General features: G+C 70.1%; 24 protein-coding genes and 1 tRNA gene. 10 read left to right on the top strand and 15 right to left on the bottom strand.

Annotated elements, in window-relative coordinates:
- Positions 1 to 66 precede the first annotated feature (66 nt).
- From tmk to topA, 3 genes are read right to left on the bottom strand one after another with little or no spacing between them, the layout of a single operon-like run.
- Positions 67 to 705 carry a dTMP kinase gene (tmk, locus tag VH914_06260; GenBank protein ID HEX4490792.1) on the bottom strand — a complete coding sequence of 213 codons (639 nt, stop codon included), beginning with the start codon at positions 703 to 705 and terminating at the stop codon, positions 67 to 69.
- The gene (locus VH914_06255) at positions 702 to 2,090 is read right to left on the bottom strand and encodes an MFS transporter (protein ID HEX4490791.1); all 1,389 of its coding nucleotides are present in this window, start codon (positions 2,088 to 2,090) and stop codon (positions 702 to 704) included. The genes tmk and VH914_06255 overlap by 4 nt, the downstream gene beginning before the upstream one ends.
- Before the next feature lie 45 nt (positions 2,091 to 2,135).
- Positions 2,136 to 4,847: a type I DNA topoisomerase gene (gene topA, locus VH914_06250; GenBank protein HEX4490790.1), complete on the bottom strand. Its 2,712-nt coding sequence runs from the start codon at positions 4,845 to 4,847 to the stop codon at positions 2,136 to 2,138.
- A 207-nt stretch (positions 4,848 to 5,054) separates the two neighbouring features.
- On the opposite strand from topA, the gene VH914_06245 reads away from it, so the two are divergent.
- Positions 5,055 to 5,678, top strand: a complete 624-nt coding sequence (locus VH914_06245) for a DedA family protein (protein HEX4490789.1) — start codon at positions 5,055 to 5,057, stop codon at positions 5,676 to 5,678.
- Between the two features lie 109 nt (positions 5,679 to 5,787).
- Here VH914_06245 and VH914_06240 read toward each other — a convergent pair whose 3' ends face one another.
- The 4 genes from VH914_06240 to VH914_06225 all read right to left on the bottom strand — a co-directional run bounded on the left by VH914_06240 (position 5,788) and on the right by VH914_06225 (position 11,190).
- Complete coding sequence (locus tag VH914_06240) at positions 5,788 to 8,145, bottom strand: sodium-translocating pyrophosphatase (GenBank protein ID HEX4490788.1); 2,358 nt, start codon at positions 8,143 to 8,145, stop codon at positions 5,788 to 5,790.
- Between the two features lie 47 nt (positions 8,146 to 8,192).
- Positions 8,193 to 8,855 carry a metal-dependent transcriptional regulator gene (locus VH914_06235; GenBank protein ID HEX4490787.1) on the bottom strand — a complete coding sequence of 221 codons (663 nt, stop codon included), beginning with the start codon at positions 8,853 to 8,855 and terminating at the stop codon, positions 8,193 to 8,195.
- Between the two features lie 74 nt (positions 8,856 to 8,929).
- Complete coding sequence (locus VH914_06230) at positions 8,930 to 9,238, bottom strand: OB-fold nucleic acid binding domain-containing protein (GenBank protein ID HEX4490786.1); 309 nt, start codon at positions 9,236 to 9,238, stop codon at positions 8,930 to 8,932.
- Entirely contained in the window at positions 9,235 to 11,190 is a 1,956-nt protein-coding gene (locus VH914_06225; GenBank protein ID HEX4490785.1) for an APC family permease, read from the bottom strand. Before VH914_06225 ends, VH914_06230 begins: the two co-directional genes overlap by 4 nt.
- A 156-nt stretch (positions 11,191 to 11,346) precedes the next feature.
- Between VH914_06225 and VH914_06220 the strand changes: the two genes are divergently transcribed.
- The 5 genes from VH914_06220 to VH914_06200 all read left to right on the top strand — a co-directional run bounded on the left by VH914_06220 (position 11,347) and on the right by VH914_06200 (position 16,702).
- Positions 11,347 to 12,018, top strand: coding sequence for a TrkA family potassium uptake protein (locus VH914_06220; GenBank protein ID HEX4490784.1), 672 nt, complete (start codon positions 11,347 to 11,349; stop codon positions 12,016 to 12,018).
- Complete coding sequence (locus VH914_06215; GenBank protein HEX4490783.1) at positions 12,018 to 12,680, top strand: TrkA family potassium uptake protein; 663 nt, start codon at positions 12,018 to 12,020, stop codon at positions 12,678 to 12,680. The genes VH914_06220 and VH914_06215 overlap by 1 nt, the downstream gene beginning before the upstream one ends.
- A 158-nt stretch (positions 12,681 to 12,838) precedes the next feature.
- The gene (locus VH914_06210; protein ID HEX4490782.1) at positions 12,839 to 13,501 is read left to right on the top strand and encodes a hypothetical protein; all 663 of its coding nucleotides are present in this window, start codon (positions 12,839 to 12,841) and stop codon (positions 13,499 to 13,501) included.
- Complete coding sequence (locus VH914_06205) at positions 13,498 to 14,430, top strand: LCP family protein (GenBank protein ID HEX4490781.1); 933 nt, start codon at positions 13,498 to 13,500, stop codon at positions 14,428 to 14,430. Before VH914_06210 ends, VH914_06205 begins: the two co-directional genes overlap by 4 nt.
- Positions 14,405 to 16,702, top strand: a complete 2,298-nt coding sequence (locus VH914_06200; protein ID HEX4490780.1) for a DEAD/DEAH box helicase — start codon at positions 14,405 to 14,407, stop codon at positions 16,700 to 16,702. The genes VH914_06205 and VH914_06200 overlap by 26 nt, the downstream gene beginning before the upstream one ends.
- Here the strand turns inward: VH914_06200 and VH914_06195 are convergent.
- From VH914_06195 to VH914_06165, 7 genes are all read right to left on the bottom strand, one after another.
- Entirely contained in the window at positions 16,671 to 17,048 is a 378-nt protein-coding gene (locus VH914_06195; protein HEX4490779.1) for an Rv3654c family TadE-like protein, read from the bottom strand. The genes VH914_06200 and VH914_06195 overlap by 32 nt on opposite strands.
- Positions 17,045 to 17,371, bottom strand: coding sequence for a TadE/TadG family type IV pilus assembly protein (locus tag VH914_06190; GenBank protein HEX4490778.1), 327 nt, complete (start codon positions 17,369 to 17,371; stop codon positions 17,045 to 17,047). Before VH914_06190 ends, VH914_06195 begins: the two co-directional genes overlap by 4 nt.
- Before the next feature lie 62 nt (positions 17,372 to 17,433).
- A complete protein-coding gene (locus VH914_06185; protein HEX4490777.1) occupies positions 17,434 to 17,637 on the bottom strand; it encodes a DUF4244 domain-containing protein in 204 nt (67 codons plus the stop codon).
- A 57-nt stretch (positions 17,638 to 17,694) separates the two neighbouring features.
- Entirely contained in the window at positions 17,695 to 18,357 is a 663-nt protein-coding gene (locus tag VH914_06180) for a type II secretion system F family protein (GenBank protein HEX4490776.1), read from the bottom strand.
- Positions 18,357 to 19,232 carry a type II secretion system F family protein gene (locus VH914_06175; protein ID HEX4490775.1) on the bottom strand — a complete coding sequence of 292 codons (876 nt, stop codon included), beginning with the start codon at positions 19,230 to 19,232 and terminating at the stop codon, positions 18,357 to 18,359. The genes VH914_06180 and VH914_06175 overlap by 1 nt, the downstream gene beginning before the upstream one ends.
- Positions 19,229 to 20,431: a CpaF family protein gene (locus tag VH914_06170; protein HEX4490774.1), complete on the bottom strand. Its 1,203-nt coding sequence runs from the start codon at positions 20,429 to 20,431 to the stop codon at positions 19,229 to 19,231. Before VH914_06170 ends, VH914_06175 begins: the two co-directional genes overlap by 4 nt.
- A 104-nt stretch (positions 20,432 to 20,535) precedes the next feature.
- Complete coding sequence (locus VH914_06165) at positions 20,536 to 21,240, bottom strand: hypothetical protein (protein HEX4490773.1); 705 nt, start codon at positions 21,238 to 21,240, stop codon at positions 20,536 to 20,538.
- A gap of 187 nt (positions 21,241 to 21,427) precedes the next feature.
- On the opposite strand from VH914_06165, the gene VH914_06160 reads away from it, so the two are divergent.
- The 3 genes from VH914_06160 to VH914_06150 all read left to right on the top strand — a co-directional run bounded on the left by VH914_06160 (position 21,428) and on the right by VH914_06150 (position 23,258).
- Positions 21,428 to 22,222: an HAD-IB family hydrolase gene (locus tag VH914_06160; GenBank protein ID HEX4490772.1), complete on the top strand. Its 795-nt coding sequence runs from the start codon at positions 21,428 to 21,430 to the stop codon at positions 22,220 to 22,222.
- 251 nt (positions 22,223 to 22,473) lie between these two features.
- Positions 22,474 to 22,564, top strand: a tRNA-Sec gene (locus VH914_06155).
- Between the two features lie 220 nt (positions 22,565 to 22,784).
- The gene (locus VH914_06150; protein ID HEX4490771.1) at positions 22,785 to 23,258 is read left to right on the top strand and encodes a hypothetical protein; all 474 of its coding nucleotides are present in this window, start codon (positions 22,785 to 22,787) and stop codon (positions 23,256 to 23,258) included.
- Positions 23,259 to 23,411: 153 nt separating this feature from the next.
- Here the strand turns inward: VH914_06150 and VH914_06145 are convergent, their stop codons facing one another.
- Positions 23,412 to 24,347, bottom strand: a complete 936-nt coding sequence (locus VH914_06145; GenBank protein HEX4490770.1) for a sigma-70 family RNA polymerase sigma factor — start codon at positions 24,345 to 24,347, stop codon at positions 23,412 to 23,414.
- A 259-nt stretch (positions 24,348 to 24,606) separates the two neighbouring features.
- Between VH914_06145 and VH914_06140 the strand changes: the two genes are divergently transcribed.
- A complete protein-coding gene (locus tag VH914_06140; protein ID HEX4490769.1) occupies positions 24,607 to 24,945 on the top strand; it encodes an antibiotic biosynthesis monooxygenase family protein in 339 nt (112 codons plus the stop codon).
- Positions 24,946 to 24,948 lie beyond the last annotated feature (3 nt).

Here is a 24,948-nt window from a genome sequence, read left to right as displayed (position 1 = left end):
ACGACGCGGATGCGCCGCGCCTCGCTCCAGCAGGGAACGGACGCGTACATCCGCGACCCGAACCGATCAGATCGAACGGGACCCCGGCAGGTGCGGGGCGACGGCCGACCAGACGAGCTCGGCGACCGCGGGCGGTTCCGCGGAACCGTCGACGACGATCCAGCCGCGCGCCGCCGCGAGATCGCGGTACGCGGCCCGCACGACGGAGTGGAACTCGTCGCCGGCGCGCTCGAGCCGGTCGCGCGCGTCCGGCCGCCGGGCTCGCGCAACCGCGTCGGGCACGTCGAGCACGATCACGACGTCGGGCCGCGCGTCGCGCACGACCAACGCGTCGATCGCGTCGACGACGTCGACGCCGATCCCGCGTCCGACTCCTTGGTAGGCGAGCGTCGACGGCGAGAACCGATCGCACACGACCACCGCGCCGCGCGCCAAGGCCGGCGCGACGACCTCGGCGACGTGTTGCGCGCGGTCGGCCGCCATCATGAGCAGCTCGGCGTGCGCATCGAGCGGCGTGTCGTCGTCGAGCAACGCGGCACGCAACGCGGCACCGCGCGGCGTCCCGCCGGGTTCGAACGTCTCGACCACTTCGAAGCCCGACGCGAGCACACGCGCCGCGAGCAGCCGTGCCTGGGTGCTCTTGCCGCTGCCCTCGCCGCCTTCGAGCACGATGAACGCGCCGCGCGCGCTGCCACCCGGTGTCATGCCGACGCGGCGCCCCGCGCGGCCGTGGCCGTCGAACGGCGCATGATCGAGCGCGCCGCCAGGCCCGACAGCAGCGTGATCGCGCCGCCGAGCCACAGCGCGAGGCGAACGCCGGGAAGGTCGACGTGCAGTCCCGCGAAGTGCAGTCGGCCGTGGTTGACGTGTTTGGCCAACGCGCCGAGCACGTTCGCCATGAACGGCGACAGTGTGAGCGCGAGCAGCAGGCACACGCGCACGATCGTGTACAGCGTCGCGAAGATGCGACCCCGCATCTCGTCCGCCACGTTCTCCTGCAACACGGTGAATCCGGTCACGTAACCGGTGCCGGCCGACGCGCCGATCAGCGCGCCGACGAACATCGCGGGCGCGAGCGACGCGAACGACGCCGCCGCGATGATCGACCCTCCGCACACGACGATCGCGACCCAGAACACCGAGGCGCGCGGTAATCGCTTCTGCAGCCACAACAACGTCAGCACGCCGATCGCGGCACCGACACCGAGCGCGACGATCAACAGACCGAAGCTCGAGGCGCCGCCTCCGAGCACGTCGGTGCTCAGCAGCGGCCCCAGCGGGATGACCGATCCCCCGCCGAGCAGCCCACCGGCAAGACCGATCATGACGCCGCGCACCATCGGGTCGCTGCGGATGAACCGCATGCCGTCGACGATGTCGCGATACGTCGCGCCCCAATCGATGCGCTTCGGCGATCCTCGCTCGGCCTCGGGAAGGTCGAGGTGGCTGATGAGCCAAGCCGAGAGCAGGAACGTCCCACCGTCGGCCCAGATCGCGAGCGACGTCTGGTTCGTGTGGAACGCGTGCAACGCGCCGAAGCCGCCGAGCCACTTCGAGATCCCGGCCAGGCCCGCGTACAGCCCGGCGCCGAGCGGAAACGTCGCGTACGCGGCGACCAAACCGAGCGAGTTCGCCGACGCGAGCTGCTCGGGCGCGACGAGGTTCGGCACCGATGCGTCCTTCGCGGGGCTCCACATCAGCGTGAGGATCTCGACGAAGAACGAGATCAGCACGAGCTCGAAGAGGTTGTGGAAGAACGGCAGCAACGCGAGCAGGCCGGCGCGGCCGATGTCGCACGTCACCATCACCTTGCGCCGGTCCCAGCGGTCGATCAGCGCGCCGCCGACGGGCGCGAGCACGAAGCCGGGCAGCATGCGGGCGATCATCACCAGCGCGATCGCGGTGCCCTTGTTCTTGGAGACCTCGCCGGCCAGGAAGAGGATCGCGACGAGCCCGGTCCAGTCGCCGAGGCTCGACGAGAACTGCGCGACGAACAGCCGGAAGAACCGCCCGCGTAGGACGCCGAAGGTCGACGATTTGATCGCCTGCTCGTCGGGGCGCGGCCCGAGAAACGGCGCCTGGTCGCTCACTGCGGTCAGGCTAGATGGCGGGTACCGCTCGCTCCGCGCTCCCGGTCACTCCGCGCCGCTGCTCGGCTGGGTCACGCGCAGCGCCGGCTCCGAGCTCGACTCGGATTCCGCCTTCGTCGCCTTCTTGGCCTTGGTGACCTTCTTCGCCTTCGTCGCCTTCTTCGCGGCCTTCTTCTTCGCGGGTGCCTTCTTCTTGGCCGGCGCCTTCTTCGCCCGCTTCGACGGACCCGCGGCGGCCCGGGCCCGCAGCAACGCGATCGCATCGGGGAGCGTCACCGATTCGGGGTCGGTGCCGCGCGGCACCGTCGCGTTGGTCGTGCCGTCGGTGACGTACGGACCGAAGCGGCCGTCGAGCACCTTGATCGTCGCACCGGTGTCGGGTGACTCGCCGAGCTCCGCGATCGGCGGCTTCGGCGCGGCGCGCCCGCGTGTCTTCGGCGTTGCCAGCAGCGCGAGCGCGTCGGGCAATGCGATCGTGAGCAGCTTGTCCTCGGCGTCGAGGCTGCGCGTCTCCGCGCCCTTCTTGATGTACGGCCCGTAGCGACCGTTCAACGCGACGATCTCCTCGCCGTCCTCGGCGGTGCCGACGACGCGCGGCAGCGAGAGCAGGCGCAGTGCGTCGTCGAGCGTGACCGTCTCCGGCTGCATGGTCTTGAAGAGCGACGCGCGTCGCGGCTTGGGCGCGTTCTTCGCCGCGTTCGGATCGGTCTCACCGAGCTGCACGTACGGGCCGAACCGGCCGTTCAACACGAACACCGGGAGCCCGCTGTCGGGATCGTCGCCCAGCGCCTGCGGTCCTTCGGCCTGCCGGCGCGCGAGCTCGACCGCGAGGTCGAGCGAGAGCTCGTCGGGCGCGAGATCGGGAGGGATCGAGCCGCGCGCGCCGTCTTCGCCGATCTGCACGTACGGCCCGTAGCGACCGACGCGCACGACGACCTCGTTGCCGTCGTCGTCGACGCCGAGCGGGATCGTGCTGATGAGACGGGGGTCGATGGTCGCGAGGTTCTCGTCGCCGACGAGCTCGCGCAGACCGGCCTGGCCGTTCCCGAAGTAGAAGGAGTGGAGCCACTTCTCGGCTTCGCCCTCGCCGCGCGCGATCACGTCGAGCGCTTCTTCCATCGCGGCGGTGAAGCCATAGTCGACGAGGTGACCGAAGTGGTCCTCGAGCAGCCGGACGACGGCGAACGCCATCCACGCGGGGACGAGCGCGTTGCCCTTCTTCCACACGTAGTCGCGCGCCTGGACCGTCTGGATCACCGACGCGTACGTCGACGGCCGACCGATCCCGCGCTCCTCGAGCTCTTTGACGAGGCTCGCTTCGGTGTAACGGGCGGGCGGCTTCGTCTCGTGCTGCAGCGCGCGCAGGTCCTCGAGCGCGGCCTGCTCGCCCTCGACGACCGCGGGCAGCCGGCTCTCGCCCTCCGAAGTCTCTTCGTCGTCGACGTCCTCGACGTAGGCGCGGCGGAAGCCGAGGAACTCGTACGTCTTGCCGGTCGCGCGGAGCACCGCGCGCTCGTCGGCACTGGAGCGCGCACCGATGCGCAGCACGACACGCAGCGCGCGCGCATCGGCCATCTGGCTCGCGATGGTGCGGATCCAGATCAACTCGTAGAGGCCGCGCTCGTCGGCGTCGAGCTCGGAGCGCACCGCCTCGGGCGGGCGGATGTCTTCACCCGCGGGACGGATCGCCTCGTGCGCCTCCTGCGCGTTCTTCACCTTCGTGCGATACGTGCGCGCCTGGGCCGGCAGGTAGTCCTGACCGAAGCGCTCGACGATCTGGCGCCGGGCCGCGCCGAGCGCCTGCTCCGACAGGTTCGTGCTGTCGGTCCGCATATAGGTGATGAAACCGCGCTCGTAGAGACGCTGCGCGACGGCCATCGTCTTCGCGGAGCCGTACCGCAGCTTCCGGCCGGCCTCCTGCTGCAACGTCGAAGTGGTGAACGGCGGCTTCGGCTTCTCGGTCATCTTCGACGACTCGACCGACTCGACCTTGTACGTCGATTCGCGCAACCGCCCCGCGAGCGCGTCGGCACCCGCCGCGTCGAGCACGAGCACGTGCTTGCCGTCGGCGATACGGCCGGTCGCGGAATCGAAGTCGTTGCCGCTCGCGAGCTTCACGTCGTCGAGCTCGACCAGCGCGGCCGGGAAGCTGGTGTCGCGCGCGTTCAGCGTCGCGACGAGATCGGACCACTGTCCGCTGCGGAACGCCATGCGCGCGCGTTCGCGCTCGACGACGAGCCGCACCGCGACGCTCTGCACGCGGCCCGCGGAGCGCGCACCACGTCCGATCTTGCGCCAGAGCACCGGCGAGACCTCGTAGCCGACGAGACGGTCGAGCACGCGCCGACCTTCTTGCGCCTCGACCAGCTTCATGTCGAGATCGCGCGGCGCGTCGAGCGCGGCCCGGATCGCTTGCTGCGTGATCTCGTGGAAGACCATGCGCTTCACGGGCACCTTGGGCTTGAGCACCTCGAGCACGTGCCACGCGATCGCTTCGCCCTCGCGATCCTCGTCCGTCGCGAGGATGAGCTCGTCGGCGTCCTTCAACGCGCGCTTCAGATCGGTCACGACCTTCTGCTTGCCGTCGGAGACGACGTACTCGGGAGCGAAGTGATTGTCGACGTCGATGGCGAGTCCCGAGCGCGGCAGGTCGCGGATGTGGCCGACACTGGCCTTCACGTCGTACCCCGCGCCGAGGAAGCCCGCGATCGTCTTGCCCTTGGCGGGCGACTCCACGATGACGAGCGACTTGGCCACGGCGTTCCTCTCTCGAGCGGTCGGGGGACCGGCCCGTACCCCCAGGAGCGTGCATCGGCGGCGCGACCACACTCTCGGCCACCGGGCCCTGGACCGTAGCCATCGCGAGGGCCCAACGTCGTCACCGGCCGGTCAGCGGGCTCCTGACCACCGTCCGCAGCCGGCGCGCCCGGGGATTCTCACCCTGTGCCGGTTAGGGTTCCGCCGGTGAGCTTCTTCGACCCGAAGCACCTCATCGACACGTTCGGGCTGGCCGGGCTGTTGGTGGTGATCTTCATCGAGTCGGGGATCTTCCCGGCCCCACTGCCCGGCGACTCGCTCCTCTTCACGGCCGGGATCTTCGCGGCCGATCACCACAAGTACCACATGCACATCGTCCCGATCGCGCTCGGTGCGCTGATCGTCGCGATCGCCGGCACGCAGATCGGCTACGAGATCGGCGAGCGGTTCGGCACCAAGCTCTTCAAGCCCGACGCCCGCTTCTTCAAGACCGAGTACGAGGTCCGCGCCCACGAGCTCGTGGAGCAACAGGGGCCGAAGGCCGTGATCCTCGCCCGGTTCATCCCGATCGTGCGCACGGTCGCGCCGATCCTCGTCGGCATGAGCGAGATGCGCCGGCGCGTGTTCTTCGCCTTCAACGTGCTCGGCGCGGCGATCTGGGCGGTCGGCATCAGCCTCGCCGGCTTCTATCTCGGCAAGCACATCAAGAACGTCGACCACTATCTCCTGCCGATCGTGCTCCTGATCATCGTGCTCTCGCTGATCGCACCCGCGCTCGAGATCCGCAAGCAGCGGCGGGCGCGGGCCCTCACCGAGGAACCCGCGCCCTGAGTTTTCTGGTCGGGCTCGCAAGCTTCGCCCTCCTCGACGCCTCAGCCGACAAGTCGGGCGGGCCGCAAAGCGACCCGCCCGTTCTTGCGAAAGCGATTGCTCGACGGGCCTAGTTGCCGGCGACGGGGACCGTGGCGCCGACCTTCGCCGCGGGCGGCTCGGCGGACAGACCGGCACCGGAGCGCTTCGAGAACAGGATCGCGACGACGAGCACGACGAGCGAGATCCCCGCGATGCTGAAGCGGGCGCCGCTGTTGTCCCGGAGGTTGATGACCGCCGGGAGGATCAACAGCGACACCAGGTTCATCACCTTGATGAGCGGGTTCAGCGCGGGGCCCGCGGTGTCCTTGAACGGGTCACCGATCGTGTCGCCGATGACCGCGGCGCGGTACGCGTCGGAGCCCTTGCCGCCGTGGTTGCCGTCCTCGATGTACTTCTTCGCGTTGTCCCACGCGCCACCCGCGTTGGACAGGAAGTTGGCCATGAGCTGACCGGTGAGGATGGCCGCCGCGAGGAACGCGCCGAGCGCGAAGTAGTTGATGCCGAACCCGATGATCACCGGCGTGAGCACCGCGAGCAGCGCGGGCGTTGCGAGCTCGCGCAGCGAGGCCGCGGTGCAGATGTCGATGACCGGGCCGTAGTCGGGCTCCTTCTCGCCGCTCATGATCTTGCCGTCGGCGAACTGGCTCCGAACCTCCTGCACGACCACGTTCGCGGTCCGGCCGACGGCGCGGATTGCGAGCGAGGAGAAGAGGAACGCGACCGAGCCGCCGATCAGCAGACCGATGAAGGTCTTCGGATCGGCGACGTTGATCGCGGTGAGCCGGTTGCGGAAGAGATCGTCGCCCTTCAGGTTCAGGTTGAGCTGACTCGAGATCGTCTCGATGAACGACGAGAACAGCGCGACCGCGGCGATGACCGCGGAGCCGATCGCGAAGCCCTTGGTGACGGCCTTCGTCGTGTTGCCGACGGCATCGAGGCTCACCATGATCCGCGCGGGCTCGCCTTCGAACTCACCCGACATCTCGGCGATGCCGGCCGCGTTGTCGGCGACCGGACCGAACGTGTCCTCCGACACCACCACACCGGTCGTCGCCAGCATGCCCATGCCCGTGAGCGCAACGAGGTACAGCGAGAACTGGAGGTCGCCGCCGCCGAGCGCGATCGCTACTGCGAGCGCACCCGCGATGGCGATGATCGCCCACACCGACGATTCGAGACCGCTCGCGATGCCCGCGAGCGTCGCGGTGGCCGGGCCGCCGGTCGCCGCCGACTCCGCGATCTCGCGCACCGGCTTGTTCTCGGTCGACGTGAAGTACTCCGTGATTCGGGACGCGACCTGCGCGAGCACCAGACCACCGACCACCGCGCCGAACATGCGCCAGCCGATGCCCGAGATCGTGCCGTGCGGATTGCCGACGTACACGAGCGCGAGCACCAGCGTGCCGATGATCGTCAGGATGCCGGCGGTGAGGAAGCCGCGGTTGATCGGCGCCATCGCCGACTTGTCCTCGTCGGTCGCGCGCACGGCGAACACACCGACGATCGACGCGAGCACGCCGAGCGCACGCGCGGCGAGCGGGAAGATCGCACCGATCGCCCAGAGCTCGGGGCGGTGCGGGAAGATCGCCTTGAACGCGGGGACGCCGAGGATCATCGACGCGACCAGCGTCACCTCGTAGCTCTCGAAGAGGTCGGCCGCCATGCCCGCGCAGTCGCCGACGTTGTCGCCCACGTTGTCGGCGATCGTCGCGGGGTTGCGGGGGTCGTCCTCGGGGATTCCGGCCTCGACCTTGCCGACGAGGTCGGCGCCGACGTCGGCCGCCTTCGTGAAGATGCCGCCGCCGACGCGCAGGAAGAGCGCGAGGAGCGAGCCGCCGAAGCCGAAGCCGATCAGGATCGCGGAGCTGGTGTTCTGGAACAGCATGATGATGATCGACGCGCCGAACAGACCGAGGCCGACGGTGAACATGCCCGCGACCGCGCCGGTGCGGAACGCGACCTGCAGCGCGCGCGGCATCGACCCGCTCTTCGCCGCGGCCGCGGTGCGCACGTTGCCGCGTACCGCAAGGCTCATGCCGATGAAGCCGGTGAGGCCCGACATCGCGCAACCGGCGACGAACGCGATCGTTCGGAACGCACCCGACGCCGCGAAGCTCAGCGCGACGTGGTCGCCGTTCTTCACCTTCGTCGACGTGGCGAACACGATGATCGCGAGCGGGATCAGGATCACGCCGATCGTGCGGAACTGGCGCTTCAGGTAGGCCATCGCGCCTTCCTGGATCGATTTCGCGATCGCCTTCATCGTCGGCGTGCCCTCGTCCTCTGCGAGCACTCCGCGCATGAGGAAGAGGCCGGTCACCACCGCGAGGAGCGCGGTCACGACCGAGCCGATCATGATCAGCCATTCACCGCCGTGGAGGCTGAAGGTCTGATAGCCGCCTTCGGCTCCCAATACGTGGGTCATCGTTGTGCCTTTCTCCGACGCCGCCCCTCGCGGTGTCGTTCGTGTGGCTAAGCGGACTTCTGGACGTAGACCTGTCTCGCAACCGTGCTGCCGAGCGTCTGATCAACACCGTCGACCTGCAGCACCAACGGGCCGTCGAACGCCTGCTTCTCCTTGACCTCGACGTGCACGCCCGGGCGCAGTCCGAGCGACTCGAGGAAGGCGATGATCTCGGGATCGGTCGAGCCGGAGATCGCGACGACTGCCGCGTCGCCGGGCTCGAGCGTGTAGAGCGCGGGCATGTCGGGCAGCACGCCCGCCTCGTGCTCGGGGATCGGAAAGCCGTGCGGACACGTGGCCGGCCGGCCGAGCGCGACGAACAGGCGATCCTCCACCTCTTGCGGGAGGTCGTGCTCGAACGATTGGGCGAGACGATCGGCTTCGTTCCACGCGTAGCCGAGCGTGTCGGCGAGGAAGCGCTCCACGATGCGGTGCCGCCGGATCGCCTCGACCGCGGCACGCGACCCGGGACCGGTGAGGGCCACGCCCCGGTACGGCGTGTGGTCGACGAGGTGGCGGTCGGCGAGACGCTTCACGGTCGCGGTCACGGTGCCGGGGCTGATGCCCAGCTTGTCGGCGAGCGCGCCGGTGTGGGCCTCCCCGTGCTCGTCGGCGAGCCGGTAGATGGCTTTCAGCGCTTCGCGCTCCGATTTCGAGAGCTTGAGGTCCAGGGCTTTGATGCCCCGGACTTTAGATTTTGGTCAGACAAAACGTCAAGCCGGAGCGCGGTGCCGCTCGGCCGCCGTCACAGCAGTTCGAACCAGGGGTTCAGGATCGCGAGATAGCCGCGGTGCTCGCCGACGCGGCCGGCGGCGGTCACCTTGCGACCGAGGTCGAGGCCCGCGACCGTCCGGCGACCGAGGAAGACGAGCACGAGGCCGCCGGTGTCGTCGACGACCACGGCCTCCAACGACGCGACGTTCGCCCACGGCTGCACGCGCAGCGACCGGACCTTCCCGCTGATCGTGCAGACGTCGCGCCACCGGACGTCGCCGATCGGCTTGTGCGCCGGCGAGACGACCGCGCCCTCGCCCTCCGCGCTCGGTCCGATCACGCCTTCTCGTGCGCGTGCTTCGGCGCGCGGGGCTGGAACACGAACGGCACCGTCGTCACGTTCGCATGCGGCAGCTTGCTCACGACCTCCGCGATCTCGTTCGCGGTGTTGTCGTGCAGGAAGCGGTGCCAGAAGCGCGTGTACACGCGGTGCGGCAACAGCACCGTGACCTCGGTGGTGCCGTCGAGCTCCGCGGCGACGACCTCGAGCGCCGCTCGATCGACGCGCCGGTCGGGACAGTCGACGATCTCGATCGGCACGCGCGACAGACCGAGCCGTCGCCACCGGTCCGCGAGCAGATGCGCGGCGTTGCGGTCGACCGCGATGTGCACGGCGCGCATCTCGTCGGGCATCAACGCGCGCGCGTACTGAATGGCAGGCGCGGTGCTGGTGTCGAGACGGTTCACGAAGACGAGCACGACGTGACGGCGCAGGATCGGCGCGGTGATCGAGCTCTCCGCGTCTTCCTCGAGCTGGTCCTCCTCGAGCTGGTATTGCTTGTTGAGTCGAACGAGCCCGGCGACCATGAGCGGGATCAACAGGATGATGAACCAGGCCCCGCTCTTGAACTTCGTCAGGATGACGATCACATCGACGACGAGCGACAGGAACGCGCCGATGCCGTTGATGGCGAGTCCGCGTCGCCAGCTCGGTTCGCGCTGCGTCCAGTGGTGCTTCGCCATGCCGGCCTGCGAGAGCGTGAACGACGTGAACACGCCGATCGCGTAGAGCGGGATGAGCCGGTCGACTCTTGCACCGGTGACGATCACGAGCACCGCCGCCGCGACGGCGAGGGCGATGATCCCGTTCGAGAACACGAGGCGGTGCCCGCGCTTGGTGAGCTGGCGGGGCATGAAGTTGTCGCCGGCGTGGAACGACGCCAGCCTCGGGAAGTCGGCGAAGCTCGTGTTGGCCGCGAGCACGAGGATGAGCATCGTGCCGCCCTGAAGTGCATAGAAGAGGACGTTCCCGAGCGCGCCGCCGCCGAACACGACCTTGCCGATCTGCGAGATCACCGTCGGAGTCCCGCTCTCGTAGGGCACCGCGTGCGTGCGGGTCGAGAGGATCGACAGCCCGAGGAAGAGCACCGCGAGCACGCCGCCCATGATCATCAGCGTCTTGCGGGCGTTGAGCCACTCGGGCTTGCGGAACGCGGTCACGCCGTTCGAGATCGCTTCCACACCCGTCACCGCCGCGCCACCGGACGCGAACGCGCGCAGCATCGCGAAGAGCGACAAGCCGTACAACGCACCGGATCCGGCCGACCCGATCTTGATCATGCCCTTCTTGTTCAGCGCCTGCGCGTGGAGGTGACCGCCGCCCATCTTCGTGAGCCCGACCGCGAGGAGCACGCCCATGATCGCGATGAAGAAATAGGTGGGAACGGCGAACAACTTGCCCGACTCGCGCACGCCCTTCAGGTTGGTGATCGCGATGAGCGCGATGAAGGCGACCGAGATCTCGACTCGATACGGAGCGAACGACGACACGGCCGACGCGAGCGCCGCAGTCCCCGCCGCAACCGATACGGCAACGGTGAGGATGTAATCGGTGAGCAGCGCGACGCCGGCGACCTGCGCGGGGAGCAGGCCGAAGTTGTCACGCGTCACCATGTACGCGCCGCCGGCCGTCGGATACGCCTTGATCGTCTCGCGGTAGGAGAGGATCAGGAAGCCGAGCACGACGAGCAGTGCGGCCGTGATCGGCACCACGAGCAAGAACGCGGCAAGACCCACGTAGGGCAGGAGGTGGGCGAGGATCTCCTCGGTCGCGTATGCCGAGCTGGAGATGCAGTCGGACGAGAAGACCGCGAGCGCGGTCGGGATGCCCAACCGCTCGTTCTCCAGCTCCTCGGTGTGCAGCGGAGGCCCGAGCAGCTTGTTCTTCAGCCGGTACTTGAGCGACTCACCGAGTTGGATGTCGGGAGTCGCCGGGAGCGGCAGCGGCCGCACCGTTTCGCCAGCGGCACGAACGGGCTCTTCGGGCGCGGTTTGCACGCCGCACAGTCAAGCACGGCGCCGGATCGGGTCTTCGAGCGCGCCAGGATTACCATGCGACGACCGCTGAGCTGCCGGCGGTCACTTTTTGCTGAGCGGGAGTAACCAAAGTTGCACGTCGTGGTCGTCGGATGCGGCCGGGTCGGGAGCGAGCTGGCCGGCGCCCTCGAGCTCGGGGGCCACACGGTCGCGATCGTCGACAAGCGTAAGGAAGCCTTCAGGCGCCTTCCGCCGTCGTTCTCCGGCAAGATGATCGTCGGATTCGGCTTCGACCGCGACACGTTGCTCGAAGCGCAGATCGACCAGGCGGGCGCGCTCGCGGCGGTGACGAGCGGCGACAACTCCAACATCATGACGGCGCGCGTCGGCCGCGAGACCTTCGAGATCGAGCGCGTCGTCGCCCGCATCTACGACCCCCGCCGCGCCGCGATCTACCAACGCCTCGGCATCCCGACCGTGGCGACGGTCGCATGGACGACCGATCAGGTTCTGCGGCGGCTGCTCCCCGGCGAGCACGCGGCGAGCTGGACCGACTCGACCGGCGGGATCGCACTCATCGAGCGCGACCTTCCGCCCGCGTGGGCCGGCCGCCCGCTCAGTCAGCTCGAGGAGCGCGGCCGCAGCAAGCTCGTGTCCGTGACGCGACTCGGGACCGCGCGCATCTTCGACTCCGATCTCGTCGGGCAGGAGGGCGACATCCTCCATCTCATGGTCGCGACCGGCTCGCTCGGTGAGCTCCAGGAACGGCTCGACGCGCAGCCCGAGACGGGAGGGCTTCACTGATGCGCGTCGCGATCGCGGGGGCCGGGAACGTCGGTTGGTACATCGCGCGCGAGCTCGTGGCGAACGGTCACGAGGTGCTGTTGCTCGAGAAGGTGCCCGAGGTCGCGTCGCGACTCGACAAGGTTCCGGGCATCGACGTGCGCGTCGCCGACGCGTGCGAGGTGAACTCGCTGCGCGAGGCGAAGGTCGACACGTGCGACGTCATGGTCGCGGCGACGGGTGACGACGAGGACAACCTCGTCGTCTCGCTGCTGTCGAAGCAGGAGTTCGCGGTGCCGCGCGTCATCGCGCGCGTGAACCACCCGAAGAACCACTGGCTGTTCAACGAGTCGTGGGGCGTCGACCTGTCGGTGTCGACGCCGCACCTCATCACCGCGCTCGTCGACGAAGCCGTGAGCGTCGGTCGGCTCGTGCGGTTGTTCCAGCTCGAAGGCGGCGAGGTCCGGCTGGTCGAGGTGACGCTCGCCGAGGACACGCCGGTCAACGCGCAACCGATTCGCGATCTCCAGGTACCGCGCGACGCGACGCTCGTCGCCGTCGTGCGCGACGACCACGTGCTCTTCGCGCGCGGCGACACCGTGCTCTATCCCGGCGACGAGGTGCTCGCGCTGGTCACCACCGACTCCGAGGAATCGGTGCGCCAGCTGCTCACCGGTCACTGAGTTTTCCGGCCGCGCTCGCTGCGCTCGCCGGTGCCGACGCCTCGGTGCGCGCGGCCGGCGGTCGGCGAAGCGAGGCGCCCGTTCCTGCGGGAACTCGATCTCTCATCTGAACGAGGTGCCGCGACGCGGCGCACGCGACGTGGCATCCTTCCCCGTCGATGCGCACCCTCCGGCGTTCTCGTCGCGCTTCCGTCGCGCTCGTCTGCGCGGCGACACTCCTCGCGTCGTGTCACGGTTCGAGCAAGCACGCGAGCCCGACCACCGGCGCGCCGACGACCGACAAGCAGGGCAAGGTCACGGTCTCGCTCGCGCTGCGACTCGGACGGGTCAGCGTGCAAGCGGTCGGACCGGTACACGCCTACACGAAGCCGCAGCAGCAGGTCATCCTCGGGCTCGTCAACCGCTACGTCGCGAACGCGATCACGAGCCCGCTCGTCACCGGCCACGCCGCGGGTCCGTTGCTCGCGTCGTTCTCGCCGACGCTCGCCGGTCGGGTCGGACCGAAGGGCCGTGATCGCGGCGCGCTCAGCGACGTCGGCATCCCGAAGCTCACGAGCGTCACGAAGACGGTGAAGCAACCGCTCAATCTCGTCGTGCTCCAGCAGAACGGCACGGTGCTCATGGTCGGGGCGCAGTTCGCACTCACCGTGCAGGGCGCGACCGACGACGGGCAGCTCTCCGTGGCGCGCGCCGGGAACTTCATCTTGGAGCCCGACGCCAAGCGGCACTGGCACATCACCGGCTACACGATCGTCGTCCGCCGGAACCTCGGCAGCACGACGACCACCACGAAGGCCACGACCACGACGGCGGCACGATGAAGACGAAGCAGCGTCGGCACTGGGCGGTCCGCGTCGCGCGCGCCGCGGGTATCGGCGCCGCGACGGTGATGCTGGCGTGCACCGGCTTGGTCGCGCTGTGGCTGCACGGTGTGCGCCTACCGCTCGCGGCGGGCAAGCCGCTGATCAAGGTGCAGAAGTTCGCCTCGGCGAGCTACCAGGGCGAGCCGAGTGGCGTGGTGTTCATCCTGCTCATCGGGAGCGACCTGCGACCGGGCGTCGGCGGCTCGCGCGGTGACGCGCTGCACGTGCTCGCGGTGAACACGACGCTCAAGAAGGGCACGATCGTCAACATCCCGCGCGACACGTGCTCCGACATCCCGAACCACGGCACGACGAAGATCAACGCCGCGAACGCGTACGGCGGACCGGCGTTGCAGGCCGAGGTCATCAACCAGATGCTCGGCATCCACCTCACGTACTCGGTGCTCGTCGACTTCGCAGGGTTCGGCGCGCTCGTCAACGGCGTCGGCGGTCTGAACATCGTCCCGGCGACGACCATGAACGACCACGACTCGGGCGCCTACTTCACCGGTGGCGTTCCGTATCACGTCGACGGCGGCGGCGCGCTCGCCTACTCCCGCGACCGTCACGACTTCGCGCGCGGCGACATCGAGCGCACCGCCAACCAGGCGACGCTCGTCCTCGACGCGATGGCGCAGCTCCGCGCCCGCGCCGCCACTCCCGCCGGCGCGTTCCATCTGCTCGCGATGCTCGGTCAGAACGCGACCCTCACGGGCATCGGCCTCTCCGACCTCTACCGGCTGGGCCGGCTCGCGCAGTCGGTCAGCCCCGCGAACATCCGGAACTTCACGATCCCGGTCGGCGGCGGCGGGTGCCTGCCGCTGTTGGCAGGAGCGTCGTCCGCGTTCCAGGATTTCGCCGATGACGGCGTGCTCGAATCCCACTGACGCCGATCCGTTCGCGACGCTCGCGGCACTCGGGGCCGAACCGGAGCGGGCCGGACGGCTCGTGGCGAGCGAGACCATTCCGGCGCGCGCGGCCCGATTCGCCGACCTCGAACGTCCCCTTCCGGCCGAGCTGACCGAGCGCCTCGCGGCACGCGGCATCGAACGGCTCTGGACGCACCAGGCCGCCGCCGTCGACGCGTTGCGCGCCGGCACCGACGTCGTGCTTGCGACCGGCACCGCGTCGGGCAAGTCGCTCTGCTACCAGCTGCCGATCATCGAGCGCGTCCTCGACGGCACGAAGGACACCGCGCTGCTCGTCTTCCCGACCAAGGCGCTCGCGCAGGATCAGCTCCGCGCGCTGCGCTCGTGGCTCGTGCCGGGGTTGAAGGCCGTGAGCTACGACGGCGACACGCCGACCGACGACCGCGCCTGGGCGCGTCGCAACGCCAACGTCGTCCTCACGAACCCCGAGATGCTGCACATGGGCATCCTGCCGTCGCACCCGCGGTGGGCCACGTTCCTCATGCGGTTGCGCTATGTCGTGATCGACGAGCTGCACACGTTGCGCGGCATCTTCGGCAGTCACGTCGCGCACTTGTTGCGTCGGTTGCAGCGCGTCTGCGCGCACTACGACTCGCGACCGACGTTCTGCTTCGCGAGCGCGACCATCGGCAACCCCGCGGAGCTCGCGAGCGCACTGTGCGGCCGGCCCGTCGCGCTCGTCGACGACGACGGCGCGCCGCGATCCGAACGCGTCGTCGCGTGTTGGCAGCGTCCGTTGCTCGACGAGCACTCCGGCGCGCGCGCCTCCGCGAACATCGAGACCGCGTCGCTCCTCGCCGCGTTCGTGCGCGATGGCTCGCAGACGCTCGCATTCACTCGCAGCCGGCGGGGTGCGGAGCTGGTCGCGCAGTACGCCCGCCGCGAGCTCGCGCAGACCGCGCCCGAGCTTGCCGATCGGGTCGCGGCCTATCGCTCGGGCTACCGACCCGACGAGCGCCGGACGCTCGAACGTGACCTTACGAGCGGACGCCTCGTCGGTGTCGCTGCGACCACCGCGCTCGAGCTCGGGATCGACGTCGGCGGGCTCGACGCGGTCGTGTTGAACGGCTTTCCCGGCACGCTCGCGTCGCTCTGGCAGCAGGCCGGCCGGGCCGGGCGCACCGGCCGGCGCTCGGCCGCGGTCCTCGTAGCGGGCGACGATCAGCTCGACCAGTGGTACCTCGCGCATCCGGACGAGCTGACCCGGCGGCGCCCCGAGCAAGCGGTCGTCAATCCCGACAACCCGTTCGTTCTGCGCGCACAGGTCGCGTGCGCGGCGCACGAGCTGCCGCTCGAACGCGCCGACGAGCAATGGTTCGGCGAAGGCCTCGACGATGTCGTGCGCGAGCTCGTGCGCGACGACGAGCTGCGACCGCGCGGCGACAAGATGTTCTGGTCGGGTCTCGACCGCCCCGCGGCGCGCGTCGGGCTGCGTACCGGTAGTGGCGTCGAGTACGAGCTCGTCGACGAGGAGGACGAGCGAGGCGTGGGTACGGTCGACGGCGCGCGCGTGTTCACCGTCGCGCATCCGGGCGCGCTCTATCTCCACCAAGGCCGGCAGTACCGCGTCGCGCGCCTCGACCAGGTGAACCACGTCGCGTGGCTCGAGCACTCCGAGCGCGACGAGTACACGCAACCGCGCGTCGACACCGACATCGCGATCGCCGCGATCGACGAGCGCGCGCCGGCCGGTCCGGGCACCGTGCACCTCGGCGCGGTCGAGGTCACGAACCTCGTGCACGCGTACCAGCGACTGCAGATCTCGACCCGCCAGCTCATCGAGGTATGCGATCTCGACCTGCCGCCCCGCACCCTCACGACCCGCGCGTGCTGGTGGACGGTGCCGCTCGACTCGCTCCTCGACGCCGGCCTCGAGCCCGCGCCGGTGCTCGGCACCGTGCACGCGGCCGAGCACGGGTTGATCGGACTGCTGCCGCTGTTCACGATCTGCGACCGTTGGGACGTCGGCGGCGTGTCGATGGCCGCGCACCCACAGACCGGCGAGCCGACGATCTTCGTGTACGACGGCTACCCGGGCGGCGCGGGCATCGCGGAGCTCGCGTTCGCCGACGCCGACCGGCTCGTGCACGCAACGCTCGACCTCGTCGCCGCGTGTGCGTGCGACGACGGCTGCCCGTCGTGCGTGCAGTCGCCGAAGTGCGGCAACTGGAACGAGTATCTCGACAAGCACGGCGCGATCACCCTCCTCCGACTGCTGGCCGGTCGCTGATCTCGGCGCGCGAGCGCGCCCGCACCGTTCGACCGAGCGCGAGCGGACCGTCGCCGGTGAGCTGGACGACGACCTCGACCGAGTCGTGGCTCACGTCGCAGTCGACGAGATGCGCCTCGTTGCTCTCCGCCACGAGGCTCGCGGCGGCGCACGCCAGCGACCGCGTGCCGAGGGCGACCGAGTCGGCTCCGGCGAGCGCTGCCGCGTCGGCCGCGGCCTCCGCGCGCCCCGCGAGCACGACCGCGCCGCCGACGAGGACGACCGCGACCGCGAGCACCGTCGCCAACGCGATGAGTCCACACACGAGGATCGCGACGGAGCCCCGTTGCGACCGCGCCCGGTTCACCGTGGCTCCTCTGCTCGCATCGTCACCCGCGCGTGCAGCCACGGGTCCGGAATCAACGGTCCGACGAGCGGCAGATCGGTCACCGCGCGAAAGCCGACGGTCGCCACCACCGGATCACCGACACGTCCGCCCCCGTCGATGACGACCTGCGCGCCCCGCAGCACTCGCGCGGCCGCGTCGGAACCCGAGCCGCCGACGCTCGCCGCACGCGCGGCCTCGCGCGCCGCGTGCACGACGAGCAGCTCGTCGCGCGCCACCAACGCGAACTGCACGATCGCGAGCAGCAACACAACGATCGCCGGCAGCGCGAGCGCAAGCTCCACCGCCGCCTGACCGGATTCGGGACGCGCGCCTCCACGCGCGTCCCGAAGCCGGAGTCCGGCGCTCACGTGATCCACTTCATGACCCGGCCGATCACCGCGTTGAAGATCGAGCCGATGCCGTTGGACTTCGTGATCCAGCTGAGCAGCAGCCCGACGATCGCGGCCGCGGCCACGATCACGAGCGCGTACTCCGCCGTCGATTGCCCTTCCTCGCCGGGGGGATCGACGAAAACACGCAGGAAGAACGAGAGAAACCGATCGAGCACGATGCACCTCCAATGCGGCGTGGAACGCCGCGGTTCACAGGAATGCGCGCGGGGTGCTCAGACGCCGTGGAAGCCCGCGACCACCGCCGGCACCACGGTGAGCAACCCGAACGCGGGGAGCACGAGGAAGACGAGGGGGAAGAGCAGGCGCACCGGCACCGTCCGAGCGCGCGCCTCGGCGCGCCGGCGCAGGTCGCGGCGCGCCTCGGCCGCGAGCCGGGCGAGCGAATCGTTCACGGCCGCGCCGAGGCGCGCGCCGCCCGCGAGCACCGTGACGAGGGGGCCGAGTCGTAGGTCACGCCGCGCCGCGTCGCTCATCGCGTACTCGAACGACGCGCCGAGCCCGCACGCGACGACGACCGCGTCGAACGTCGCCGCGACCGTCGGCGGCGACCACCGCGCGACCGCTTCGACCGCGCCGAACGGCGTCGCGCCCGAGCTCATCGCGACCGCGAGGAGGTCGACCGCGGCCGGAAGCTCACGCGCGAGGCGACGGTCCCGCTGCGCGGCCGCGCGTCGCCGGCGCACACCGAGCAGCACCCGTCCGACGACGCCGAGCCGCGCCAGCGCGCGTTCGAGAATGGCAACGTGCGATTCCTGCACGCGTTCGCCGCGCAGCGCGCGCGCACGATCGGCCGCCGTCGCGCGCGCCGCGACGCGCCAACCCGCGGCGAGCACGAGGGCGCCCCACACGATCGCAGACGCGTACGTGAGCGCCATCAGGCTTCCTCCCGCAGGATGAAGCGGATCCAGACGACGGCGAGCGTCTCGAGAACGAGACCGATGACGAGGCACAGCGCGCCGAATCCCGTGTGCAGCAGCACGCGCACCTGCCGAGGGTCGAGCAGCGCGCAACCGACGAGGTAGCCGATCGGGAGGCAACCCACGACGACGGCCGAGAGCCGGGCCTGCGCGGACAACGCGCGCGCTTCGGCCGCGATCTCGCGTCGATCGCGCAGCGATGCCGCGAGCCCGTCGAGCGCGGCGGCGGCACGACCACCGGTGGTTGCCGCGACCGCGAGCGCGCCCGCCGCGCTGCGAACACCCGCATCGGCGCGTTCCGCCGCCCAGGCCGCGAGCGCTTCGTCGACCGGCGCGCCGAGCTCGCATCGACGCACCACTCGTTCGACGTCCGGCGCCAGCGCGAGCCGCCGACCACCGACGGGCCGCCCGGTGACCGAAGCGAGCGAGTCCCCGACCGTGCCCCCTGTACGCAGCTCGCTCGCGACGAGCTCGAGCACGACCGGCAGCTCGTCGGCGGCGCGGCGCTCACCGCGATGACGCGCGCCGTACAGCGAGACCGGCGCGCCGACGAGCACGGCGACCATCGCGATCGGCGCGAGCGCAATGTCGAGGCCTGCGGCGAGACAGCCCGCCGCGACGATGCCCAGCAGCCAGAGCTGGAGCGCGGCCGGCGCGTCGAGCTCGACGTCGGCGGCCCGCAGCGCGCCGTCGAGCACCTCGCGCAGCCGCGCCGGCAGGCGCGAACCCGTCGCCCGCAACGCCCGCGCTCGATCGACCACATCGGCGCGACGGGCGCGGCGAGCGAGCCACAGCGTCGAGAGCGCCGCGAACGCCGGCGCGGTGACGTTCACGACGACGGCCCTTCGTGCGTCGCGCGTCGCCCCGGACGCTGCGGCACCGCGAGCGCCACGAGCGCGGCGCCACGTCGCTCGAACAACGTCCGCGCTTCCGGTTCGACGTCGACACCGGCCGGCACGACCTCCGCGATCACGTCCACCCGGCGCGCGCCATCGGCGCCGCGCCGGACGAACACGATCAGGTCGATCGCGGAGGCGATCTGGCTGCGCACCGCCGGCAACGGCAGCGCGATCCCGGCGAAGAGCGCCAGCGTCTCGAGCCGGCGCAACGCGTCACGCGTTCCGTTCGCGTGCACCGTCGAGAGCGAGCCGTCGTGTCCGGTGTTGAGCGCCTGCAGCATGTCGAGCGCCTCGCCGCCGCGCACTTCGCCGACGATGATGCGGTCCGGTCGCATCCGGAGCGCGCAGCGCACGAGCTCGCGCACTCCGACCGCGCCGGCACCCTCGGCGTTCGCCGGTCGTGCCTCGAGCCGAACGACGTGGGGTTGCCGCAATCGCAGCTCCGCCGTCTCCTCGATCGTGACGATCCGCTCCCCCGCGTCGATCACGCCCGACAGCGCGTTGAGCAGCGTCGTCTTCCCGGTGCTCGTGCCTCCCGCGACCAGCACGTTGCGACCCGATCGCACCGCGGCCTCGAGGAACGCGCCCGCTTCGCCGCCGACGTCGAAACCGTCGATCGGCACCGGACGCGTCGCGAATCGGCGGATCGTGAGGTACGGCCCGTCGGGTGCGAGCGGCGGCAGGACCGCGTGCACGCGCGATCCGTCGGCGAGCCGAGCGTCCGCGATCGGCGACGATCGGTCGAGGCGGAGGCCGAGCGGCAGCACGATGCGCTCGCCAAGGCGCGCGATCGCGTCGGCATCGAGGCCGAGATCGATCTCGACGAGCCGGCCCGCGCGCTCGACGTACGCGCGTCCGGGACCGTTCAGCATGATCTCGGAGATGTCGGGATCCTCCAGCAACGCGTCGAGCGGACCGAGTCCGTCGGCTTCGTGCACGAGCTCGTCGAGCAGCCGATCGGCCCGATCGACGTCGGCGAGCGGCGCCTCGTCGCGCAGGAGCCGCGCGAGATGGCCGCGCAACGCCGCGCGTCCGCCCGACGCCGTCGGTGGGTCGGCGTGCAGGCGGCGCAACACCGCGCGCCGAACCGCGCCGTCGTCCGTCGCGTCCGTAGGCCACTCCGCTACGACCACCGCACACCTCCGAATGCGTTCGAGCGCGCAGGCACGCGCAGAACCGATCGGGAAAGTGCGGGGGAAGCGAGAACGTACGACGGGACCGCCGAACGGTCAACCCGTCAGGCCGCAGTATCGCGCGACCGTGTGACACCCAAACGCTCGAGCAGTCCGCGCGCCGGACGCGCGAGTTGATCCGGAAGGCGCGACGCCAGCACTCCCGCGTCGATCACGCGCGCGATCGCGGCGCGCACGGGCACGGTCGCGAGCACCGGCGCTCCGAGCACGTCGGAGATCTCGCGCGGGCCGAGCATGCGCCCGCTCTCCGAGAGCACGACGAGACCCGTCGCCTGCTGCACGAGGTCGTCGGCCGCAGCGCGGCGCAACGCGAGATAGCACGAGCGCACGACGACGACCGAGCAATCGGAGACCTCGACGAGTGCGCGCGTCGCCGCGTCGTCCGCACGACCACAGTCGGCGACGACCGCGCCCCACTCGCGCAGCACCATCCCGAGCGCCGCGCCCGACTCGCCGCCGACGAGTCCGCGCGGCGCAACCGAACCGGCCGGCACGAGCTGCAAGCCCGGACCCGCGTCGACCGCGAGGCGCGCCAACGCGTCGGCCGGCGCCGCGGGACCCGCCGCGAGCCAGTCATGCACGCCGCGCGTCGCAGACTGTCCGTACAGCGCCAATCCGAGCGTCGCGGGCTGGTCTCCCGCGAGATCGACGAGCCGGGTGGGACGGTGCGTGGCGAGCACGACCGCGCACGCGGCGGCGAAGACCGACGTACCGGAGCCACCCTTCGGTGACCACAGCGACAACAGCATGTGAACCTTCCCGAGCCTGGGCACCAGGTACGCGGACAAACGACCGGGCGCGCCGAACATGACGTCGGGAAGTGCGGGGGAAGGATGCGAACCTACGGTGAACCACAGCACGGGTCAACGGTCGGTTGCATCGAGCATCGATCGCGACGGCTACCGATCATCACTGTCGAGCCGTACGCTGGACACGATGGAGGCGGCGTTCTTCGACCTCGACAAGACGATCATCGCGAAGAGCTCCGTGCTCGCGTTCGGCCGGCCGCTCTATCGCGAAGGGCTGATCAGTCGCTCCGCGATCGCGCGCTCGATGTACGCGCAGATCGTCTACATGCTCGTCGGTGCCGACGAGGCGAAGATGGAGAAGGTGCGTGAGTCGATGCTGCGGCTCACGAAGGGTTGGGATCAGCATCACGTCGCCGACATCGTGCGCGAGACGCTGGAGGCGACGATCCAGCCGATCATCTACGCGGAAGCCCTCGATCTGATCCGCGAGCACAACGAGGCCGGACGCCGCACGGTGATCATCTCGTCGTCGCCGCTCGAAGTCGTCGCGCCGCTCGCCGAGTACCTCGGCGTCGACGATGCGATCGCGACGCGCGCGCAGATCGACGACGACGGTCGCTACACGGGCGAGCTCGAGTTCTACGCGTACGGCGAGAACAAGGCGATCGCCATACGCGAGAAGGCGGTCCTCGAAGGCATCGATCTCGCCGCGTCCTACGCGTACTCCGACTCGATCACCGACGTTCCGATGCTCGAGGCGGTCGGACATCCCGTCGTCGTGAACCCCGACCGCGACCTCGCGCGTGTTGCGCTGGAACGCGAATGGGAGGTGCGGCGCTTCGTGCGTCCCGTGCGGTTGCGTGATCGCGTCGCCGTTCCCGCGACCGGGCCCACGCTCGCGGCCGGCAGCGCTGCGGCCGCGTTCGGAACCGGGGTCGTGCTCTACATGATGTGGCGGCGACGGCTTTCGACCGCGCGCTGAACCGTCGCATCCGCGACGGAGCCCGCACCATGTGTGCGGCGCGACCCGGGAGAGACCGGGCCGCCACCGACAGCGTTTTGGAACTAGGCGGCGCGCACCTTGCGGGCAACCGCGGCACCGAGCGCAACGAGCACCAGCAGCATCAGCAGCTTCTTCACCGAAACCTCCAAGGGTCGAACAGTCGGCGGAACTGTACCGGAGCGTCGCGACCCGCAAAACCGCAGGGCCGCGGGCCCGATAGCGTCCCGCCCGGAGGTGAACGAGGTCTGGTGGCCTCCCTCGTCTTCAACACGAGTGGGACGGGCGATCCCCGTCCGGTGGGTTCGATTCCTGCCACCTCCGCCGAGCTCCAACTTCGACGTTGCATCACACGACGCAGCCGACGATTCGGTCATCCGCCGCGAATCGCGCCGCGGATTCATCGACCGGACCAGCCCACCCCACGCGGTTGGAGACGCTCAGACACACGCTGAGCGGCAGCTTCGCCGATTCCCCCTCAAGTTGGTGCCGGACCGCCTCCGACGCGAAGAGTCACGGCGAACCGGTCTCGAAGGGGGATTCGATGAAGTTCCAGACCTACCGACGCGCCAAACGCGCGGCCATCACGGGGCTCGTGCTCGCACCGCTCGCGGCGGGTTCCGCGCTCCTCGTGTCGGCGCACGCGCAGGACGGCAAGATCAAGGAGCCGGGCAAGGTCGAGGCGACGTGGAGTGCTTCGACCTCGGGCGTGACGTCGATGCCGTACCGCACGTATTGGGACGGGTCGGCGCAGGGCCGCAACATGCCCGCGAGCTATCACGGTGCCGTCGTGATCCAGCGGCTCGGCTTCAACGGCTGGAAGTCCGGGATGATGATGACGCCGCCCGCGGCGCGGGACCTCGCGGTCTCGATCGTGAAGTCGCTGCACGGCACCTCGGGTTCCATCCAGATCTGGAACCACTGGTACGGGAAGCTCAACAAGACCTACATGCACTTCACGCCGCAACAGGGCTACGGCCTCGCCTACCACCTGATCGTCTCGGCCAACGGCCACTGAACCCGGGGGAAGCGGCCCGATCCGCGTCGGGTCCGGTCGGGGGGCCGGACCCGGCGGGTCGGCGCTTTATGGTGACGAATCGAGACGCGAATCGGGCGGGCCGCAAGCGCGACCCGCCCGTTTCTGCAGAACTCTGAGAGACGCTGAGAGCGCCTAGACCGCGAGCAGGTCGCGAGCGCCGGTGTCGGCCGACGGGTGGCGCAGCTTCGACATCGCCCGGGCCTCGATCTGGCGGATCCGCTCCCGGGTGAGGTTGAAGTACTCGCCGACCTCTTCGAGCGTCCTCGGCTCGCCGCGGTCGAGACCGAAGCGAAGGGCGAGGATCTGACGCTCACGCTCGTCGAGCGGGGCGAGCAGCTTCTCGATCTCGGCGGGGAGCAGCGCGGTGGCAGCCACCTCGAACGGCGACTCCGCCGAGCGGTCCTCGACGATGTCACCGAGCTCGGCGTCGCCGTCCTCACGCAACGGCTCCGACAGCGACAGCGGCTCGGCCGCGAAGCGCAGCGCCTCGGTGACCTTGTCCTCGGGCATCTCGACCTCGGCCGAGAGCTCCGCAAGCGTCGCCGGGCGACCGAGCTTGAGCTCCAGGCGCGAACGCGCCTTCTGGAGTCGCGCCAGCGTGTCGCCCGCGTGGACGGGGAGCCGGATCGTGCGACCGGTGTTCGCGATGCCGCGGGTGATCGCCTGACGGATCCACCACGTCGCGTACGTCGAGAACTTGAAGCCCTTGCGCCAGTCGAACTTCTCGACCGCGTGCATGAGGCCGAGGTTCCCCTCCTGGATCAGGTCCAGCAGCGGGAGGCCCGAGGCCTGGTACTTCTTCGCGATCGAGACGACCAGCCGCAGGTTCGACTGGATGAAGCGCCGCTGCGCCTCGTCGCCCTCACGCGCGACGCGTCGCAGCTCGCGCTTCTTGGCCGGAGTCAAGCCCTTGCCCGTCGCCAGCTGCTCGCGCGCGGCGTTGCCGTTTTCGATCTGCTGCGCGAGCTGAACCTCGAGCTCCTTGTTGAGGAGCTGGTACTGCCCGATGTCGGTGAGATACAGCCGGACGAGGTCTTCCTCGTCGCGCTCCACTCGCTCCTTCGCCAAGGGAAGGTTTCCTTTTCGTCGGACTCAGACGGATTTGGGTGAAATGCAGGGAGAAGGCCGATTCGTCGACCCCCCTGCGCGCGCCGTGCTCCCGTCAGCGACGCTGGGTGTCCCTGTAGGATACGGGCCGAGTCAAGCGGGCCTTGAGGGCGAACAGTGCCCCTGTGCTGCGCATTCCTCGGTGCCGAGGCCCGCGCCGACGGGCCGGCGGGGTCTACCAGTATGGAGCATCTGAGCGACCGGTCTCGCATTTCCTTCGATGGACGGTGCGCCGATGACCGCCGACGAGCCCGAGCTCGCCGTGATGACCGCACGGTTCGATCCGCGCGCGGGCTCCGAGGAGCCGCTGATGGCCGTGCTCGCGCGCTACGTCGTGATCACGCGGCGCGCGCCGGCGTGTCGCAATGTCGACCTCCTCGCCTCGGCCGCGCATCCGGGACGGCTGCTGCTCGTCGCGAAGTGGGAGTCGGCCGCGGCCGCGCGTACGCACCTCGACTCCGCGGAGATGGCCGAGATGGCCGCGGCCGCGGTGCCGCATCTGGCGACGCGGCCCGAAGTCGATCTCTACGACACCGTCAGCGCCCACGACCTGCACTAGGCC

This window comes from Acidimicrobiia bacterium, from assembly GCA_036271555.1.
GTDB lineage: Bacteria > Actinomycetota > Acidimicrobiia > IMCC26256 > PALSA-610 > DATBAK01.
This window is presented reverse-complemented; position numbering and strand designations above follow the sequence as displayed.